This window comes from Cellulosilyticum sp., from assembly GCF_982396655.1.
Window position 1 is genome coordinate 1 of sequence record NZ_CEVXFV010000071.1, and the last position, 17,545, is coordinate 17,545.

23 protein-coding genes are annotated in these 17,545 nt (G+C 31.8%); 11 read left to right on the plus strand and 12 right to left on the minus strand.

The genetic code is table 11. From position 1 onward, the window contains the following. From AC1VAQ_RS19060 to AC1VAQ_RS19070, 3 genes are all read left to right on the plus strand, one after another. On the plus strand, positions 1 to 513 hold a 513-nt coding region (locus tag AC1VAQ_RS19060), incomplete at its 5' end, for a hypothetical protein (RefSeq protein WP_479904402.1). 1 nt (position 514) lies between these two features. Further along, complete coding sequence (locus AC1VAQ_RS19065) at positions 515 to 1,900, plus strand: hypothetical protein (RefSeq protein WP_479904403.1); 1,386 nt, start codon at positions 515 to 517, stop codon at positions 1,898 to 1,900. Next, the gene (locus tag AC1VAQ_RS19070) at positions 1,893 to 2,243 is read left to right on the plus strand and encodes an STAS-like domain-containing protein (protein WP_479904404.1); all 351 of its coding nucleotides are present in this window, start codon (positions 1,893 to 1,895) and stop codon (positions 2,241 to 2,243) included. The genes AC1VAQ_RS19065 and AC1VAQ_RS19070 overlap by 8 nt, the downstream gene beginning before the upstream one ends. Positions 2,244 to 2,302: 59 nt before the next feature. Here the strand turns inward: AC1VAQ_RS19070 and AC1VAQ_RS19075 are convergent, their stop codons facing one another. The 4 genes from AC1VAQ_RS19075 to AC1VAQ_RS19090 all read right to left on the minus strand — a co-directional run bounded on the left by AC1VAQ_RS19075 (position 2,303) and on the right by AC1VAQ_RS19090 (position 4,656). Beyond that, positions 2,303 to 2,833: a hypothetical protein gene (locus AC1VAQ_RS19075; RefSeq protein ID WP_479904405.1), complete on the minus strand. Its 531-nt coding sequence runs from the start codon at positions 2,831 to 2,833 to the stop codon at positions 2,303 to 2,305. Next, positions 2,830 to 4,065, minus strand: a complete 1,236-nt coding sequence (locus tag AC1VAQ_RS19080; protein ID WP_479904406.1) for an FtsK/SpoIIIE domain-containing protein — start codon at positions 4,063 to 4,065, stop codon at positions 2,830 to 2,832. The genes AC1VAQ_RS19075 and AC1VAQ_RS19080 overlap by 4 nt, the downstream gene beginning before the upstream one ends. A gap of 172 nt (positions 4,066 to 4,237) precedes the next feature. Continuing rightward, the gene (locus tag AC1VAQ_RS19085) at positions 4,238 to 4,459 is read right to left on the minus strand and encodes a SpoIIIAC/SpoIIIAD family protein (RefSeq protein WP_479904407.1); all 222 of its coding nucleotides are present in this window, start codon (positions 4,457 to 4,459) and stop codon (positions 4,238 to 4,240) included. Beyond that, entirely contained in the window at positions 4,456 to 4,656 is a 201-nt protein-coding gene (locus AC1VAQ_RS19090) for a hypothetical protein (RefSeq protein ID WP_479904408.1), read from the minus strand. The genes AC1VAQ_RS19085 and AC1VAQ_RS19090 overlap by 4 nt, the downstream gene beginning before the upstream one ends. 175 nt (positions 4,657 to 4,831) lie before the next feature. On the opposite strand from AC1VAQ_RS19090, the gene AC1VAQ_RS19095 reads away from it, so the two are divergent. After that, positions 4,832 to 5,041: a helix-turn-helix domain-containing protein gene (locus tag AC1VAQ_RS19095; protein ID WP_479904409.1), complete on the plus strand. Its 210-nt coding sequence runs from the start codon at positions 4,832 to 4,834 to the stop codon at positions 5,039 to 5,041. On the opposite strand, the gene AC1VAQ_RS19100 is transcribed toward AC1VAQ_RS19095, so the two are convergent. Further along, on the minus strand, positions 5,038 to 5,379 hold the full coding sequence (locus tag AC1VAQ_RS19100; protein WP_479904410.1) for a hypothetical protein: 342 nt from the start codon (positions 5,377 to 5,379) through the stop codon (positions 5,038 to 5,040). The two genes, AC1VAQ_RS19095 and AC1VAQ_RS19100, sit on opposite strands and share 4 nt — an antisense overlap. Before the next feature lie 142 nt (positions 5,380 to 5,521). Here AC1VAQ_RS19100 and AC1VAQ_RS19105 point away from each other — a divergent pair, with 142 nt between their 5' ends. The 6 genes from AC1VAQ_RS19105 (at position 5,522) to AC1VAQ_RS19130 (ending at position 11,608) form a co-directional block, all read left to right on the plus strand. Next, entirely contained in the window at positions 5,522 to 7,144 is a 1,623-nt protein-coding gene (locus tag AC1VAQ_RS19105; RefSeq protein WP_479904411.1) for a recombinase family protein, read from the plus strand. Then, a complete protein-coding gene (locus tag AC1VAQ_RS19110; RefSeq protein ID WP_479904412.1) occupies positions 7,134 to 7,667 on the plus strand; it encodes an NAD(P)-dependent oxidoreductase in 534 nt (177 codons plus the stop codon). Before AC1VAQ_RS19105 ends, AC1VAQ_RS19110 begins: the two co-directional genes overlap by 11 nt. Next, complete coding sequence (locus AC1VAQ_RS19115; RefSeq protein WP_303243936.1) at positions 7,664 to 8,254, plus strand: dipicolinate synthase subunit B; 591 nt, start codon at positions 7,664 to 7,666, stop codon at positions 8,252 to 8,254. Before AC1VAQ_RS19110 ends, AC1VAQ_RS19115 begins: the two co-directional genes overlap by 4 nt. A gap of 236 nt (positions 8,255 to 8,490) precedes the next feature. Continuing rightward, positions 8,491 to 9,591 carry an endolytic transglycosylase MltG gene (gene mltG / locus AC1VAQ_RS19120; RefSeq protein WP_479904413.1) on the plus strand — a complete coding sequence of 367 codons (1,101 nt, stop codon included), beginning with the start codon at positions 8,491 to 8,493 and terminating at the stop codon, positions 9,589 to 9,591. Positions 9,592 to 9,705: 114 nt separating this feature from the next. Next, entirely contained in the window at positions 9,706 to 10,386 is a 681-nt protein-coding gene (locus AC1VAQ_RS19125) for an O-methyltransferase (RefSeq protein ID WP_302597041.1), read from the plus strand. Beyond that, a complete protein-coding gene (locus AC1VAQ_RS19130) occupies positions 10,376 to 11,608 on the plus strand; it encodes a peptidase U32 family protein (RefSeq protein WP_479904414.1) in 1,233 nt (410 codons plus the stop codon). The genes AC1VAQ_RS19125 and AC1VAQ_RS19130 overlap by 11 nt, the downstream gene beginning before the upstream one ends. Positions 11,609 to 11,655: 47 nt before the next feature. On the opposite strand, the gene AC1VAQ_RS19135 is transcribed toward AC1VAQ_RS19130, so the two are convergent. Together AC1VAQ_RS19135 and AC1VAQ_RS19140 are read right to left on the minus strand one after the other, a co-directional pair. Beyond that, on the minus strand, positions 11,656 to 12,648 hold the full coding sequence (locus AC1VAQ_RS19135) for a restriction endonuclease (protein WP_302597038.1): 993 nt from the start codon (positions 12,646 to 12,648) through the stop codon (positions 11,656 to 11,658). A gap of 38 nt (positions 12,649 to 12,686) precedes the next feature. Then, the gene (locus AC1VAQ_RS19140) at positions 12,687 to 13,490 is read right to left on the minus strand and encodes a DUF1189 domain-containing protein (protein WP_302597037.1); all 804 of its coding nucleotides are present in this window, start codon (positions 13,488 to 13,490) and stop codon (positions 12,687 to 12,689) included. A 170-nt stretch (positions 13,491 to 13,660) separates the two neighbouring features. On the opposite strand from AC1VAQ_RS19140, the gene AC1VAQ_RS19145 reads away from it, so the two are divergent. After that, positions 13,661 to 13,984, plus strand: a complete 324-nt coding sequence (locus AC1VAQ_RS19145) for a hypothetical protein (RefSeq protein WP_302597036.1) — start codon at positions 13,661 to 13,663, stop codon at positions 13,982 to 13,984. Positions 13,985 to 14,010: 26 nt separating this feature from the next. On the opposite strand, the gene AC1VAQ_RS19150 is transcribed toward AC1VAQ_RS19145, so the two are convergent. From AC1VAQ_RS19150 to AC1VAQ_RS19170, 5 genes are all read right to left on the minus strand, one after another. After that, positions 14,011 to 14,802: a cellulose binding domain-containing protein gene (locus tag AC1VAQ_RS19150; protein WP_302597035.1), complete on the minus strand. Its 792-nt coding sequence runs from the start codon at positions 14,800 to 14,802 to the stop codon at positions 14,011 to 14,013. 213 nt (positions 14,803 to 15,015) lie between these two features. Beyond that, positions 15,016 to 16,236 (minus strand): transposase, encoded by a 1,221-nt coding sequence (locus tag AC1VAQ_RS19155; protein ID WP_302597033.1) that lies wholly within the window; start codon positions 16,234 to 16,236, stop codon positions 15,016 to 15,018. A 125-nt stretch (positions 16,237 to 16,361) separates the two neighbouring features. After that, entirely contained in the window at positions 16,362 to 16,505 is a 144-nt protein-coding gene (locus AC1VAQ_RS19160) for a PAAR-like protein (protein WP_479904415.1), read from the minus strand. Between the two features lie 18 nt (positions 16,506 to 16,523). After that, positions 16,524 to 17,129: a hypothetical protein gene (locus AC1VAQ_RS19165; protein ID WP_479904416.1), complete on the minus strand. Its 606-nt coding sequence runs from the start codon at positions 17,127 to 17,129 to the stop codon at positions 16,524 to 16,526. Positions 17,130 to 17,182: 53 nt separating this feature from the next. Further along, the gene (locus AC1VAQ_RS19170) at positions 17,183 to 17,383 is read right to left on the minus strand and encodes a hypothetical protein (RefSeq protein ID WP_479904417.1); all 201 of its coding nucleotides are present in this window, start codon (positions 17,381 to 17,383) and stop codon (positions 17,183 to 17,185) included. Between the last annotated feature and the right edge of the window lie 162 nt (positions 17,384 to 17,545).

Consider the following 17,545-nt stretch of genomic DNA (forward strand, 5'->3'; position numbering starts at 1 on the left):
GTATTAATGGAAATATTTTTAAATGTTCAAATGCATGCTCGTACACATCCTGAAAAAAATGTCTTTAAAGATAAAGAAATATTCTTTGCAGGGTATTATGATAAAAATTCAGACATACTAAAATTTACAATCTGCAATAGAGGGATATCATTTAAAGATAATGTTAAAAGTAAATTAGGCCTTCTTTTAAAATCTGACCATGAGTATATATCATTAGTCTTAACTAAGGGAATGTCCTCAAAAAAAACTATTCCTGGTGGAATGGGTCTATACTTCTTACATAATTTAATTAAGAATAGTAACGGATATTTATCTATATGTTCTGGTAAAGGCCTATACTCTATCGAATCGAATAAACCAACAATAGCTTTCGATAATCAATATGAATTTCCTGGCTCATTAATATCAGCGTCTTTTAAGGTTAATGCATTATCAAATATTCTAATTGATGATATTTCACCTACTATGATTTTTACATTAAATGACATAATTTCCACTGAAGGAGGCATATAAAATGTGTTTAATCTGCTTTTGCAAAGATAAATTTCAATTTCATTTACGAACTGTTTCTCAAATGCAAGGTCCAAGTTTTGAACATACAATAACACATTACATGGAAAACTTTATTTCATCATTTAATCAACATTCTTCTTTGGGGCTATGTGAAAATCATCAAGGTTTTCACATACTAAATAAACGGTTAATGGAAATAGGTACAGATGAAATACGTAATGTATTTACTCAAATACATAATATATATGTTTTATGGGTAAATTCTAATACCGTAGATTCAATGAAATGTTTGGAAACATTGTTTAAACAATATAACTTACATGAATTTACAAGATATATTGATGATGATATTTTCTTTAGAGGAAGATTATCTAATATACCTCTATCAGAATGGGATATGTATCATATTCCATTTAACAAAAGATATCTAATAAAGAATCAAAGATATAGCCTCGGAGGACAACCAATTCTATATCTATCAAGTTCTCCATTGGGTGTATTTAATGAACTTAATATATCTCGTGAAGATATTGATACATTAAATAAGTTAAATATATGTTCTTTTTTATTAAAGTCTGATAGTACACCACGTAAAATACTTGATTTTTGTAATTACTTTAATTCTATATCAATCAATGATGACTGCAATATGGATTTTATACAAACTACAACAACTAAAGTAGATACTCCTGAATATATCTCTTCTATGATTAACAATATGATTATATCTACAGACAATAATGATTTTAATGAATCTAATGCCGTATTAGATGTAAAAAGTAAGTTTATCCTTATGATATTAGCATCTTGTTGTAGTTTTAATCTACATAAAACAATATCAGAACCTTTTTTTATAGAAGAATATGTACTTCCTCAATTAGTGGCTCAGCATTGCCAAGAAAATAACTTTGATGGTATAATATATGCATCTTGCAAAACATATAAAAATAACGAACTAAATTTATCAGATGATTTAAGCAATTATGTCGACAGGTTTAGTGATAATTTAGCTTTATTTACAACATATAGTCTTGATAATTCAAAAGACCCATTATATGTATATGATAAAAATTTATATTCTTTACTAAAAATCACTTCTCCTCTACATATATCTCCTAATTTAGATAATTTGGATATAAAAGATATAGAAAAGGAATTTAATTGCTTTATAAATGATTACTCAAATAAAAAAATAACAAAAGAATTACAAAAAATTACTGCTAACAAAAAAATAACTTTATTAACTCATATAAGAAGTATATTGCCACATATTAATGAATATTTTAAATTAATTGAGGGAAAACTTCATATAATTTTATTATATAACTTAGTTATTATTTCAAAAACTGATGTATATATTAATGACGGAGGGATATCGCATGTATAATAATAACGAAATTAAATTAGATTTATATCACATACTAGAAACAAAAAATGTAAAAAAACCAACAGGCGAACGTCCAAGTGAAGGTGATATTATATTTAACTACATTTGCCAAATACTAGATTCCAAGGAGTATTCTTCTATTAGAATAGATTTATCATCTTTACCTAATTTTACATCTGCATTTTTAAATAATGCTATTGGTAAATTATTTATCAAATATAATCATGAAGATTTATTTAAAATCTTGAAAATTGAAGGTGTAACAAATAGTTTTGATTTTAAATTAATCCGTGAAACAATAAAAAATGCAATAAATTTTTCTATTAATAATAATCCAGTATAAATTAAACTATAAAATTTAGAGAAATATACACATTTTTATATGGGTATATTTCTCTGCTTTTATAGTTTATTTATTTCATTAAACTTTATATTTACAATATCTATCACATCATTGCTTACCTTGAAGTTGCTAATATACAATATCTTAAACTTACTAAAATACTTCCTCTCCTTGTAGATCTGCTCGTAGCTCTTAAGCTTTTTCTTTAATGAATTATTAAAACGCTCTACCTCTACAATTAATATCCCTACTTCATTACCTTTCTGTAATGCCATAATTGCATCTGGCCTAATATTATCTAATTTAACCTCTCTCCTAAACTCTATAACTTCATATCCAAGTGATCTGGCATATAATATTGTTTTAGCTGCTATATTAAGGTGCTCTATTTGACGTGGCCTTTGTTTGGCATAATAAAAGTACTGCTCATTGGGTGATTCTCTAAATCGTTTTAAGTGGCCATACTCCACCAATTTATTAAGTCGCCGCATGGCTACTCTATAACTTGGGTAAAATAACTTATAAATAACATCACTCTTACAGGGATTAGCACTTACAAATTCAACAACTTTTAAATCACGCTCTGTCATATAAGCTTTCTAAGACTTTCTATATCTTTTTGTGGTACCTGCTGCTTATAACTATTACGCTCATAACTTTCTATAATGCTTTTTCCTGTAAGCTTATCACCTATTTGTTCAAGAATTTCTTTGTCAGTTAGATAGTATGACTTAAATAATTTAATAGCTCCACCAATCTTTATAAAGCCCTCTCCAGGCGCTTTCAAGTCACGGCTTGCTATATAATTCCCCTTCTGACTTGTTACAATCTCTGAATCAATATCCGTCTCCACGTGAAAAGAAACAATGTTTTTAAGGTTACACTTAATATTACCTGGTAGCACATCAGCAGATGGACGCTGGGTACATACAAAAATAATAATATTCGCTGCTCTTGCACGACTTAAAAGTTCAAATAACATTTTCTTTGCTTCTTTACTTTCAATTAAGCCATTATACTCATCAATGATTAAAAATACTGGTTGCATATCTCTATATTTCTTATTATACTCCTTAAAAGATTTGCAACCTGAACTTAAAATTTTAGCATAGCGTTTTTCCATTAATTCTAATGTTTCAGATAGGATCTTAATAGCTGCATCTATTTTTATTGCAAATTTACTTAGTTTAGGATACTTCCTATACATACCAAACTCTACGCCACCCTTTAAATCTACAATGCGTACTTCCCAACTATTAAGTATAATCTGTAACATAATGATATTTAGAAAAACGCTTTTACCTGTACCTGTAGATCCAAATACGCCTGTATGCATTTCTGTACCTGTTAAATCTAACCTCACAGGATTTCCCTTCATATCTATACCTATATTGAAGATACACTTCCCACTAATATTATTTTTAAAGTCCATAACGCACTTTTCAGGATAACTACTTTTAACTTTGGTAATAATAACATAGTATTTATCCTTTTGAATTAATAAGCTGCTTTTAAAACTATTCTCTAGGGCTTCTTTATGCTTTGCAATATCACTATAACTCAGCCCCATTGGTAAAGCGTACACATATTCAATATTATCTCCAGCCTTACGACATACAATGCGCTTAGGTGTAGCACCTTCTTTATTGACTACCCCTAAGTTTAACCATATCTTTTTTTCATCTTGCCTAAGATCTAACGCACTAAGTACTAAACAACCAGTTACTGCAACTATACCTGGTACTATTAATATTGGCATCATACTATGTGCTCCTATCATTAGCATACCACCTACATATGTTGTTACTAATTTACTATTCATAACTTATTCCCCCTATACATTCCACTATACACACCAGTATTCAATCCATTTGTACACCATGATTTATGTGTTTCAATGTCTCATATGCATAATTTTTACTCATTTACTCGCCTACTCGCTTCGCCCTAGGCTCGTATTTTTTTGCACCGATTTCTACCCATACGCCCTACTCCTAATTCACCATATTGCTAAACACTTGAATGATATCAAATGCATCCTTTACAACTTTAAAAATCGTCATTACACACGTTACACCTGCAATAATATTCACCTTTACTATCCATTCCTTTTTACCTGCTTCTTCTAGTAAAGCATCTACTATAGATACTATAAGTACAAATGCTCCAATCTTAAATACAAGTGCCATCCCTTCAGCTAATGTGATACCCATCATACATCCCTCCTATAATTCACAATGTGATCTTCTATGCTCTTAAGCATATTAAAAACAATATTAAGCGTCTCTGGCGTAACCTTATCGCTCATAATAGCCTTATCTCTCAAAATCAATTCATTGATGTAGCTACTTTTATTATCTTTGGTTTGCAGCACTTCAATAGCTTCTACAGATAAATTAAACGTTCTATTCATAAAATCCCTCCATTTTTTATTTAATTTTTAAATAAATTTTATTTACGATTCATAATATGCAACGAGCGTTTCACTTTATGACTCATTTTATATTTAATATAAAAATCGATTTAATAATTTATTGTTAAAATTCAAAAATATAGTAAAATATACATATAAAGAAAGGAGCAAATATATGGCCGTTACATATGAGAGATTACGAATTGAAATGGCAAAAAGAAATATTGAATGGAAAGATCTTGTGAAGGCAGATATTATATCTCAACCAACACGTAGAAAATTTGTAAGAGAAGAATATGTTGACTTAAAAAGCCTAGAACGTATTGCTAATTATTTAGGTGTTGATATTGGAGATATTGTATGCATCAAAAAAGACTCGAACTAAATTGTTCGAGCCTTTTTTGTATTCGTTGCAAATACTCTATCACATATTTTAATAGTCAACCAAATTGCAAAGATGCCTATAAGCGATATACCTAAATATGCCCAATAACATTCAGCAACAACTTGATTTCCACCACTTAGAAAATTAATTACTTTATCTACAATCTTAAATCCAATCATCAAAGCACCTGGTATAAGCAATACGATATTACATAGTAAAACAACTAAGGCTATAATACCATATACAATGCCATACTTTTTAAATACGTCAATTATAAATAGTTTTCGTAGAAATCCTTTATTACTCGTGTCAAACTCTAACTCTTCTTCTTCGTCCATAATATCTATTCCCCCTTATTCTTTTAAAATAATTATATATTATTCACATTATACACACAACTTGTTTTTCTACATTATACCCCTTCTATACATAACAAAATTTAAATATAATAAAGTAATTAACATTAGTAGGAGGCACAAAATGAAAATAGCAATTTACGCACGTAAATCAAAAATGACTGATAAAGGCGAATCAGTAGATAATCAAATTAATACATGTATGGATTATATTAATAACTACTCTTCTGCTGCTGATGCAGAATTTATTATTTTTAAAGATGAAGGATTTAGTGGTGGTAACACACAACGTCCAGAGTTTCAAAAGCTTCTTAAATCTGCTCAAAAAAGCGAGTTTGATACACTTATTTGTTATAGACTAGACCGTGTTTCTCGTAGTGTATCTGATTTTAGCAATACGTATGACCTACTTCAAGCGCATGGCATAAACTTCATATCTGTAAAAGAACAATTTGATACTACAACACCTATAGGACGTGCCATGCTCAATATTAGTATGGTATTTGCACAACTTGAACGTGAAACAATTGCTGAACGTATACGTGATAATATGCTTGCCTTATCACGTACTGGGCGCTGGCTTGGTGGTATTACACCTACAGGTTTTATATCTGAACCAATTGAATATTATGATGCTGATATGCATCTTAAAAAAATGTATAAGCTGGTACCAATTAAAGAAGAATTGTTAGTTGTCAGCACAATTTACAATAAATTTATGGAAGTTAAAAGTTTACGTGGTGTAGAAGGTTATTTACTCACCAATAATATTCTTACTAAAAACAATTGTAACTATGTTCCTGATACCATTAAAAATATTTTAACTAATCCAGTATATGCTGCTGCTGATGAGGCTCTATATGATTATTTAGAAGAAATAGGTTGTGAAATTTGTAATGATCGTAAGGAGTTCACTGGGGAATATGGCATGATGATTTATAACAAGAATGAAAAGATAGGTAAAAAAACTCAATCTAAAGACCATACACAGTGGATTGCAGCTATAGGTAAGCATACACCTCTACTTACTGGAGCAAGATGGGTACTTGTTCAAAAGATACTTGGAAATAACACATCAAAGAGTTTCTTTAGTGGTCAAGATGCTAACTATGGTTTACTTGCAGGACTTATTAAATGTAAAAATTGTGGTAAATCAATGCGCCTAAAAAAAGGCAAGCCAAGCGCTATAACTGGCAAAACTGCATTCACATATGTATGCCATACAAAAGAATTAACAAGACGTAAACTTTGTAACTGCCCTAACATTATTGGGCAAGAAGCAGATGCTGATGTTATGGAATACTTATTAAAACTTACAGATGAAGATTCATTTATACGTAAGACCATTAAAACTAATAACATAGCTATTGCAGAAGATTTAGCAGATATTAACTTACAAATTAATGCACTTCAGAATGAACTCGAAGCTAATCAAAAAGCTATCAATAATGTAATGGAACAGCTCTCACAAGTAGATGTCTCTCTTTCACATCACTTTATTAATAAACTTAAAGATTTAGATAAAGAACAAATTGAACTTAAAGAACGTATGAAAAAACTTAATAGTAGTAAATCAAATAGTGAGGTTAATTCATTAAATATGCAGCTTATAGCAAATTCATTAAATGCCCTTAAATCACTTAAAGAGACAGATGATATTAAAATACAGCGCTCTATTATTCGAAGTGTTGTAGAACAAATTGTATGGGATGGTGAAAGCTTAGATATTCAAATATTTGGTACGTGAAGGGGTGCGACACCTTGTAACAATAGCAAATGCTATTCCCACTGCTGAAGGGGCTATACAATATGCTATGCAAAATAGTGAAATCACACTCCACAATAGTCATTGCCTAGTTCTAGGCTTCGGACGTTGCGGTAAAATATTAGCTTATAAACTTCATGGTCTAGGTGCACATGTAGCTGTAGAAGCACGTTCTACTACTGACCTTTCTTTTATTAGTACTTATGGATACGAAGCTATTCCTTTAAACGAGCTTACACCTCACTTAGGTAGGTTTGATTTTATCTTTAATACAATTCCTGTTGTTATTTTAAATAAGACTGAAATCGATGCTTTTAATCCTGAGGCTGTATATATTGAACTTGCTTCTGTACCTGGCGGTATAGATATTAATTACTGTCATGAACGTGGCATACTGCATATACCTGCACCATCACTTCCTGGTATTGTAGCTCCAAAAAGTGCTGCTGATATTTTATACCAATGTCTTTTACTCATTTTACGTGATCAGGGGGCTTCTCTATGAAAGACTTAAAAGGATTAAACTTAGGGTTTGCTATGTGCGGCTCGTTTTGTACTTTTTCAAAAGCACTTATTTTAATGAAAGATTTAGTGGATATGGGAATCAATGTTTTTCCTATTATGTCCACTAATGCTTATGCAACTTCTACACGTTTCGGAGATGCGACAGATATTAACTTTAAAATTGAATCCATTACAAATAAAACAATTATCCATACAAATGTAGATGCAGAACCACTTGGACCTAAATCACTCATTGATGCATTAATTATTGCACCTTGTACGGGTAATACCTTAGCAAAGCTTGCTTATAGCATTACAGACACACCTGTGTTACTTGCTGCGAAATCACTTCTAAGAAATGGTAAACCTATCATTATTGCTCTCGCTAGCAATGATGGTATTAGCGGTAGTCTTAAAAATATTGGGCATCTTTTAGAAAAGAAAAATATTTTCTTTGTACCACTAGGTCAAGATGATGTGGTTAAAAAACCTTTCTCTCTTGTATCAGACTTAACGAAAGCACCAGAAACCATCGCCCTAGCATTAGAAGGTACACAAAAACAGCCTGTATTCATTACCTACTCTTAAAATATACTTTTTCTTCAAACATCTTAACTCATATCGCTTTAAATTTTAGAGAGGAGATTGCAAATTAACATTAGTTATTTTGCAACATCCTCTTTATTAATTTCTAAATAATTAGTATATTTAAAGCCAATATGTTGAAATATTTTTGGAAAATAGTTATAATTTTTATAAAATAAGTGCATTATAAAATAGATTCTTTTATTATATAGTGCCATATCATTTATAAGGAGAATACTATGGCAAAAAGACATACTAAGTTACGCGTGATTGGAAGCATGATTTTTAGTCTAGTTACTTCCGTACTTCTTCTCTTAGGAAGTATCATTGCGCTTTATTCCAGCTATAACTACACTTCCCGTATTTTAGCCCAAGAAGCAAGTCGTGAAGCAAATGAAGCAATTTCTGAAATGACTCTCGAAATAGATGCCGATACCTCACTCCATAAATTAGCTCATCACTTAAAAGAAAACGGATTTATTTCAAACATCCCTTATTTTAAAGTAGAAGCCTTCTTAGCAAAAGTGAAGCCACCTTTTAAGCCAGGGGAATATACAGTAAGTAGCAACATGTCAAGTAGTGAAATTTTAGCCATGCTTACAACTGATATCACGGATGAAGAAGAAACTGTTCGCTTTATGATTCCAGAAGGTTATACTATTCCGCAAATTGCCGCAAAATTAGACTCTGAAGGCATTGTAGAAAGTACAGTTTTTTTAGATGCTGTTCAAAATAGGACCTATGACTATGACTTTCTAAAAGATATTCCAGAGAATGTTACTTATAAATTAGAAGGCTATCTATTCCCAGATACCTATATTGTTAGAAAAGGGGCTACACCTGAAGAAATTATAGTAAAAATGCTCACACGTTTTAAAGAGATTACTGATAAATACAATACCTATCTAGCTAATACGAACTATAGCTTACATGAAATTCTCTCCATTGCTTCTATGGTAGAAGGCGAAGCCAAGCTCCCTGAAGAGCGTGCTACTATATCTGGTGTCATTTATAATCGTTTAGATGCACACATTAACTTGCAAATGTGCTCTACTATCCAATATCTTTTGGACAAGCGTAAGGTAAACCTTTCTTTTGATGATTTAAAAGTAGATAGCCCTTACAATACGTATCTTTATACAGGTTTACCCCCCGGACCAATTTGTAATCCTGGTGAAGCAAGCTTTGAAGCTGCTCTTTTACCAGAAGTTCATGATTATTATTATTTTGTTGTTGCCGATAATGAAACAGGATCACATCGCTTCAGTGAAACCGCTGAAGATCATAATAAAGCGAAAACGCAATATAAACAAAGTATCGACAAAAATTTTTATGAATAAACTTTTTAAAGGGGTTTTAAGGCCCCTTTTTTGCTTGTTTTTCAAATACCACTTGAATTCAAACGTATTTTCCTTTATATTGACATAGGAGAACATTTTAGAAAGGGACTTTTTATGAGCGAAATTAATTATAGCTACATTGTTGAATATATTCGTGCACTTCATACACCACCACAAAATCCTATCTTAGCAGAAATTGAAACTGCAATTGCCATGGGAGAGGAAACATGGCCAATTATTAAACCTGAAGTTGCAGACTTTATGAAAGTAATATTATCCCTTATGAAACCAAAAGAAATTTTAGAAATCGGAACCGCAGTAGGCTACTCTTCTATTTTAATGAGTGAATGCCTCCCAGAAGGTGGACATATTACAACGCTTGAGCGTTTTCCATATATGCTAAAACAAGCTGAAAAAAACATTAAAAAAGCTGGACTTGAAGATACAATTCAAATCATTGTAGGAGATGCAGCTGAAACACTTCTCACACTTCCTAGTGAAAGCTATGATGTTATTTTCATGGATTGTGCCAAAGGACAATATATTAACTTTTTACCAGAATGTATTAGATTATTAAAACCAAACGGCTTACTGATTACAGATAATGTATTACACAAGGGGGCTGTCGCTAAGTCACGTTACTTAATTGAGCGTAGACAACGTACAACCCATTCAAGACTACGTGATTTTTTATGGACAATTATGCATACACCAGAGTTAAAATCTAGTGTTTTACCATTTGGTGATGGGATTGCCCTAAGTTACAAAATCGGAGGGACAGAAAATGAGAACTAAAAAAGTAGAACTTCTTGCACCTGCAGGAAGCTTAGAAAATTTAAAAGTAGCTGTACTTTATGGTGCAGATGCAGTTTACATTGGCGGAAGCCAATATGGACTTCGTGCAAAAGCAAAAAACTTTACAGAAGACGAAATGCGTGAAGGGATTGCTTTTGCCCATGCGCATGGTGTACAAGTCTATGTAACAGTTAATATTTTCGCACACCATCAAGACTTTGAAGGTATGAAAGAATATTTCTTAGGCCTTGCTGATATGGGCGTAGATGCATTAATCGTTGCAGACCCAGGTGTATTTAGCGTTGTACGTGAAGTACTTCCTGATATGGAAGTTCATATTTCAACACAAGCTAATAATACAAACTTCCATACTGCACTCTTTTGGGCAAAACAAGGTGCAAAACGTATTGTAACTGCTCGTGAGCTTTCATTTGAAGAAATCAAAGCAATGCACGATAATATTCCAGAAGATATTGATATTGAATCATTCGTACATGGTGCAATGTGTATGGCCTATTCAGGACGCTGCTTACTTAGTAACTACATGACAAATCGTGATGCGAATCATGGAGAATGTGCCCAACCATGCCGTTGGAAATATCATGTTGTTGAAGAAACAAGACCAGGTGAATATATGCCTGTAGAAGAAGATGAACGTGGTACTTATATTTACAACTCACGCGACCTTTGTATGATTGAATACATTCCTCAGCTTGTAGAAGCTGGTGTATATAGCTTTAAAATCGAAGGCCGTATGAAAACACCTCTTTATGTAGCAACAGTTGTAAAAGCTTATCGCGATGCTATTGATACTTACTTCAGAGATCCAGCTGAATATGAAGCTAAAAAAGCTTACTTCCTTCAAGAAGTAAGTAAAGCAAGCCATCGTCAATTTACAACTGGTTTCTATGAACATAAACCAACTTCTAAAGATCAAACTTATGGCCATAACTCATATGTCAGAAACTATGAATTCTCAGGTGTTATTCGTGATTATGACGCTGAAACAGGTATGATTACTGTAGAACAACGTCGTAAATTCTCTGTAGGCAATGAAGTTGAAATTTTAATTCCACATGGTGACTTTATCACAACAACAATTGAAGAAATGTGGAATGAAGATGGTGAATCTATTGAATCTGCACCACATCCAATGCAGATTGTAAAATTCAAAGTTCCTGTAGCCGTACCAGTTCCTTCTATTCTTAGAAGGTTTGTATAAAAATTATAAAAAACAGGCATGAATACTAAAAATATTCATGCCTGTTTTTATTTAAACCATTTAAGACACTCATCAAAGGTTAAAAGTTCTATTTGAAGTTTTTTAGCTAATCGCCTTTCCTTATAGGAGACATGGCTATTTGTAAAGAGCATTGCATTAGTGCCTTTATAAAATGGGATGCTTGCTTTTAAGGCATTGAGGTCTGCTGACATGACCTTGTGATTAATACCAATGCATTTTATAGCAAGACTCTCCTCTTCTTTTTGTGCAACAAATTGTACCCCGTATTCTTGCGGTGATTGCGTATCATTAAGGCGGTAACCTCTATTTTTGAGTTCTAGCTTCACCCATGCTTGCCATGCTTTATCATTCATAAAACGTGGTTCTGCTTCTAAAAAGTGTTTTCTAAACCACTTGAGTGGATGGCACCAAAAGGCACTTATTGCCCCGTCTAAATAACTTTCTAACAAGTCTGCTGCTTGTAACATCTGTGCCTTAAGCTGACCGCCTTCTATAATAGTAATACCATTTAATCTGGCAAGTTGTTCAACCTTTTCAGATGCTGTACCTAAAAACAAAATATAGCCTTTACTTCCTTCAGGATAAAAGCTCATTCTCCCTACAAGCTGCTGAACAGCTTCTAAACCTATTTCTTGCTTATTATAGCATTGCATAACTATTTGTTCTTGATTTTTAACAAGCACAAGCTCTTGTATTTTCTTTAATTGGCCTTTCTTACCTTGCACCTTAGTATAATAACCTAATGTTCGATAAAGTCTTTCTATAAAATACGAAAAACTCCCCTCATCTAATTTACTTAACTGCTCTATAGGTTGTTTAAAGTCTTTATAGCGATTTTCTCTGCCATTATAAATATTTAAAAACATGGCACCTAATAAGCCTAGAAGTAATAATGCCTTAAGCCATACTGCTAAATCAGTTATATACCTTAATAAAAATATTAAAACTGTCCACGAAATGCCTATACTAACTAAACGAAGCATTACCTTTGTATAATAAATCATTTTATTTTCATTCATAATATCACCCTTTTGATTATGAACAGAAAATCTTTCCTTTATACATTCATATTAGCGTTTTCTGAATTAATAGTTTGTCTTTCAATAGCTTTTAAGGCCCTACCTACATAAACTAAAGCGATTCCATAATAAATAACGAAAAAATAGGGCACTGTCATACCGATAAGCCCCAGTATAAATTTAAGCAGCATAGGGACAGTTAAGGCATATGCACCTAATTGACAGCTCATTTCATAGTTTGTTTTACAATGAACAAGTGCACCTACAATAATGCCGCCTATTCCCATCACAATGAAGATACTTAATAGCTTACCTATAAAACTAAATAATGTGCCACATGCAATAATAATAGCAACACCTATTCCTCTTATACGCGTTATAAATTCTGCTATATCTGTAGTCGTCACTTCTAAATCCTTACAATTTGCAAATTCTAACATTTCTACTTGGCCTGTGCTTTTTTTAGAATACATTTTAGTTGCACTAATTACAATTCCTTGCTTATAGCCTTCTAAAGCCGCATCATCGATATCCTGTTCCGTATCAATAATAAAGAGCATATCCTCTGCTTTATAAGTAATGGGCATCGTTGCATCTACAGAAAGTCTGCCATCTTGAATACGAAAACTTGGAAGCTCACCTTCAGATTGATTAATAAACTCATTGATTCCCTTGTTAAAGCCATAGGCTGTTTTTAGACTTATAATCCCACCTAAAATTAATGATAAAATAAATATGTACAAAATACCTTTGCCTAATCCTTGCTTTAAAAATACAGCATATGCTTCTGCATTATATAAAGCATTCTTAAACTTTTGAAAGAACCTCATTTGATTCTCCATTTATATCTCCCCCATTTTCTAAAATTGTTCTACTTATTATAACCCAGTAAATTCCATTATGTAAATATTTTTCTGAATTTTATGTTTTATAATGAGAAATTGTATATTTTTCATTTTCCTGGAAACACTTCAATAAGTTATTAATTATTAATCAAAAGGAGGATTTATTCATGCGTTCTTTAAAACCGCTTATTGCCACCTTACTTCTCATTTCAGCTGCCTTCTTCTGCTTGTTTACAAATCCTACAGAAGAAGAATACTTAAAATGGGCACAAACCCAATATCAATCACAACAAACCACATCAAAAAAAGGCCTTGCTGAAGTATTCTTACAAGTTGCAGGGCCTTCACTAATCAAAAAATCTACATCCTCTACAAACTACCTTATTTTTACACTCTTTGAGACTAAATTTGATGGCAGTTGTATGCAAACCATTGGTATCCTAGATCATTTTATTCCGCTTCCAGTGGTTTCTACAGGAAGTTCTTCTTAATTATACATTGATTCTTTTTAATTTTTTTATTGTGGCATAGTACCTTGAACAATTTCATCATTGTATAAAAGTACAGCTCCATTTGTAAAACTAAAGTCATTACTTTGATCATAATTTGACCAGTTACTATTTGCCATACGTGCTTCTAAATTCAATGTTGTACCTGCTGAAAAACTTTCATCTATTTCCTTAAATCCTATTTCCAAATAAGTATCCGCACCTTCTACTGCTGAATCTAGTGTTACAAATTTATAATTTATAGCCTCTGTTGCACTAAGATACCACGGTGCTTTATTAAATTGAATACCTGCATTATCACTGAAAAAGCTTTGACTTACTTGATTTTCTTTTGTAAAGTAATAGCGTATTGTAAATTTTGATAAATCTAAATCTTGATTGCTAGCATTACTTAAAGTATATTTCATCCCTATCGTATTGCCATCAACCGGGCTGCTATTATCTAATGTAAAATTAATGCCTTCTATCTCTGCAATAGGTATTGGTAACTTTACAATATAATTTAAAGGTTCAATTGTTTTTGTCTCACCATTTGTTAGTGTTGCCACAGCTGTAAAGCTCACATTTAATGGCTCTTGCATCTCTACATTAGGTGTTGTATAAGTTGCCACGCAGCTCTCACCTATACTTTCAGCAAGTAATTCTCCATTTGCATAAATAGCTACTTTTTCAATTCCTCCTACAGCGCCTGTACTTTCAGCTGTTAATGTAATTGTTTGAGGTGCATCACTTGCATCAATCTGATTATCATCTACAGAGGATATAAGTGTGAGTGCTGGTGCTTCTGGTAAAGTATACATTACCTTAAATTTAGAATTTGTTGTGGCAACTTCACCTTCTGCTGTAAATGCTTGGGCTGGAGCAGTTTCGCTTATGCTTTTTCCAAAATTAACTTTTAATTATTTTTCATGAGCTTTTTCATTAATCTTGCTTTTAAACCACTATTTCCCTTGAAAATAGGTAAAGTTCCCCTTTCCCCATTTTCTAATACGCTATTCTATTTTCCTTTTGAACTAAGAAGTATTAAACCGATATGTACTACTTTTTCTTAAATTACTAAGTTCCTTATCTACTAATCTTACTACTTCCTTTTGTGTCAGCTTACTCCGTTTTAATCTACGCGCCATAAATACTTGCATCAAATTAAAGGCAATACTCATTAAATATATAATAGCAGTAGCTGCATTCATCTCATGTATATAACAATGTTCAAGTTCACAATAGGTTTTTAAGTTATTAAAAATACTATTTTCTATATCCCACCTCGCATGAATAATTTTATAAATCGTTTGAAGTGCTATTGTAAAATCTGTGGTCATAACAACTACTTGTGTATATTTTCCTTGGGCATTCTTTTGCTGGAACTTAACAAGTCTTAATGGCTTATCTACACCCTTTAAACAAAAGCTTTCTTCATAGGCCACAATTTTTCTATTTCTTTTCTGATCTTGCCACGCTTCTTTGATTTCACTCTTATTAATCTGTGTTTTCGCTACCTTAATTGCTAGATTATGTGTCCCTTTTACTTGTACGATTGGTATTACATTACATGAAATACAATGATTAAACCATACACTATTACTTGCTAATGCATCGTATACTACCACATCTAATAGATGTTTGTGTTCCTTTGTTGCCCGCGTTAATAATCTTTTAGCAACCGTTAATTCACCTTCTTCTTTTTTACTACTATCTACTAGTCCTTGATACATTTCATAATCTATGATTAACCTCGGTTTTTGCCCTACCAATGTCATAAATACAGCATTATGACTATAATCTATTTTCCCATTTCTTTTCATTTGTGCTGCACAATGCTTACAAGATTTCTTTTGACTGCCAAATAATCTTGTGCCATCTAAAGCTGCTACAGTATACCCATCTATCGTTCCTTGTCGAACAACTTTATTCCTTATACTGGTTTTAATAATCCCTCTATTAATATCTTGAATACCCTGTATTTCAACTTTTTTCAATGTATTTCTTATAGTATCTATCTGTGGCAATTTTGTCTGATTTAAGACCAAACCTTTAAAATCTCCGCTCTGCAATCGGTATTTTAATTCGTTAAAACTTTTTATTCTAACTAAAAACCCAAATAGCACGGGAAGTATGACACTTGCCGTGCTATAGGTAGGATTAATCCTTGTATCTGTTAATTTCATAAGGCCATTTTCTATATCATAAACTTTCTTCATATAGCTAATAAGCTTCTTTAAATATCCCCTTTTCATGTCTACTCCTATTATTTTAGATTCAATAAAATAATTATACATTATTTCCATTTTTCATTCAATTATTGAACCTAAAATGCGGATTTTGCAACATATAAATATCTAGAAGTATTTCATTGATTTTATTAGCTCTTGAACATATAGACGCGAAAGTCCTGCTCTTTTACAATTGAAATCACCCCACCATAAAAACACGCCAATTTACTTTCTGTGGTCAATGCGGGTGCACCTTCTATAATGTTTTCTTCATTGGCAGTAGCTGCATTCATATCATGTATGTAACAATGTTAAGTTTCACTTTTAGCAACCATTAGTTCTCCTTCTTCTTTTTTACTACTATCTACTAATCCTTGATACGTTTCAAAATCTATGATTAATCTAGGTTTTTGCCCTACTAATGTCATAAATACAGCATTATGGCTATACTCTATTTTTCTGTTTCTTTTCATTTGTGTTGCACAATAATGACAAGATTTCTTTTGACTACCAAATAATCTTGTACCATCTAAAGCTGCTACGGTATAGCCATCTATCGTTCCTTGGCGAACAAGTTTATTCCTTATACTCGTTTTAATAATCCCTCTATTAATTTCTTGTAGACCATGTATTTCAATCTTTTTCAACGTATTTCTTATAGCATCTATCTGTGGTAATTTTGTCCCACTTAAAACTAACCGTTGAAAATCTCCACTCTGCAAGCGATATTTTAATTCATTAAAACTTTTTATTCTGACTAAAAAGCCAAATAGCACGGGAAGTATGACACTAGCCGTGCTATAAGTAGGATTCACCCTTGTATCTGTTAATCTCATTAGACCATTTTCTATATTATAAACCTTCTTCATATAGCCAATAAGCTTCTTTAAACATCCCCTTTTCATATCTACTACCATTATTTTAGATTAGTCAAATATATAGGTTCTAAAATCTTACAGAAAAATTTATTTTAATATATTACATCCAAATTCCCAATACTATATTCATGATTCCTATATAAATTAATCCCAAATTCATTATTTATGTGCCATTTGCAAGAACCTAAAATTCTTATTCGATCATCAAATAGAGTTATATCTTTTATTTGTACTAAATCTAAAGGATTTTTGTTGCTCTCAAGAATCAATTTAAAATCTTCTTCTGTCACCATACTCTGTATATAGGAACAATTCATCTCATTAGTACATGTATTATAATCTTTAATTATAATAGCTTCAATAAATTGGGTTGTTTCTATTAAATTATTTATATAATACATATATCATAGCCGTTAATTTAAGCCTAAGTTTTTCCAAGTCGAAGTATTTCTTCT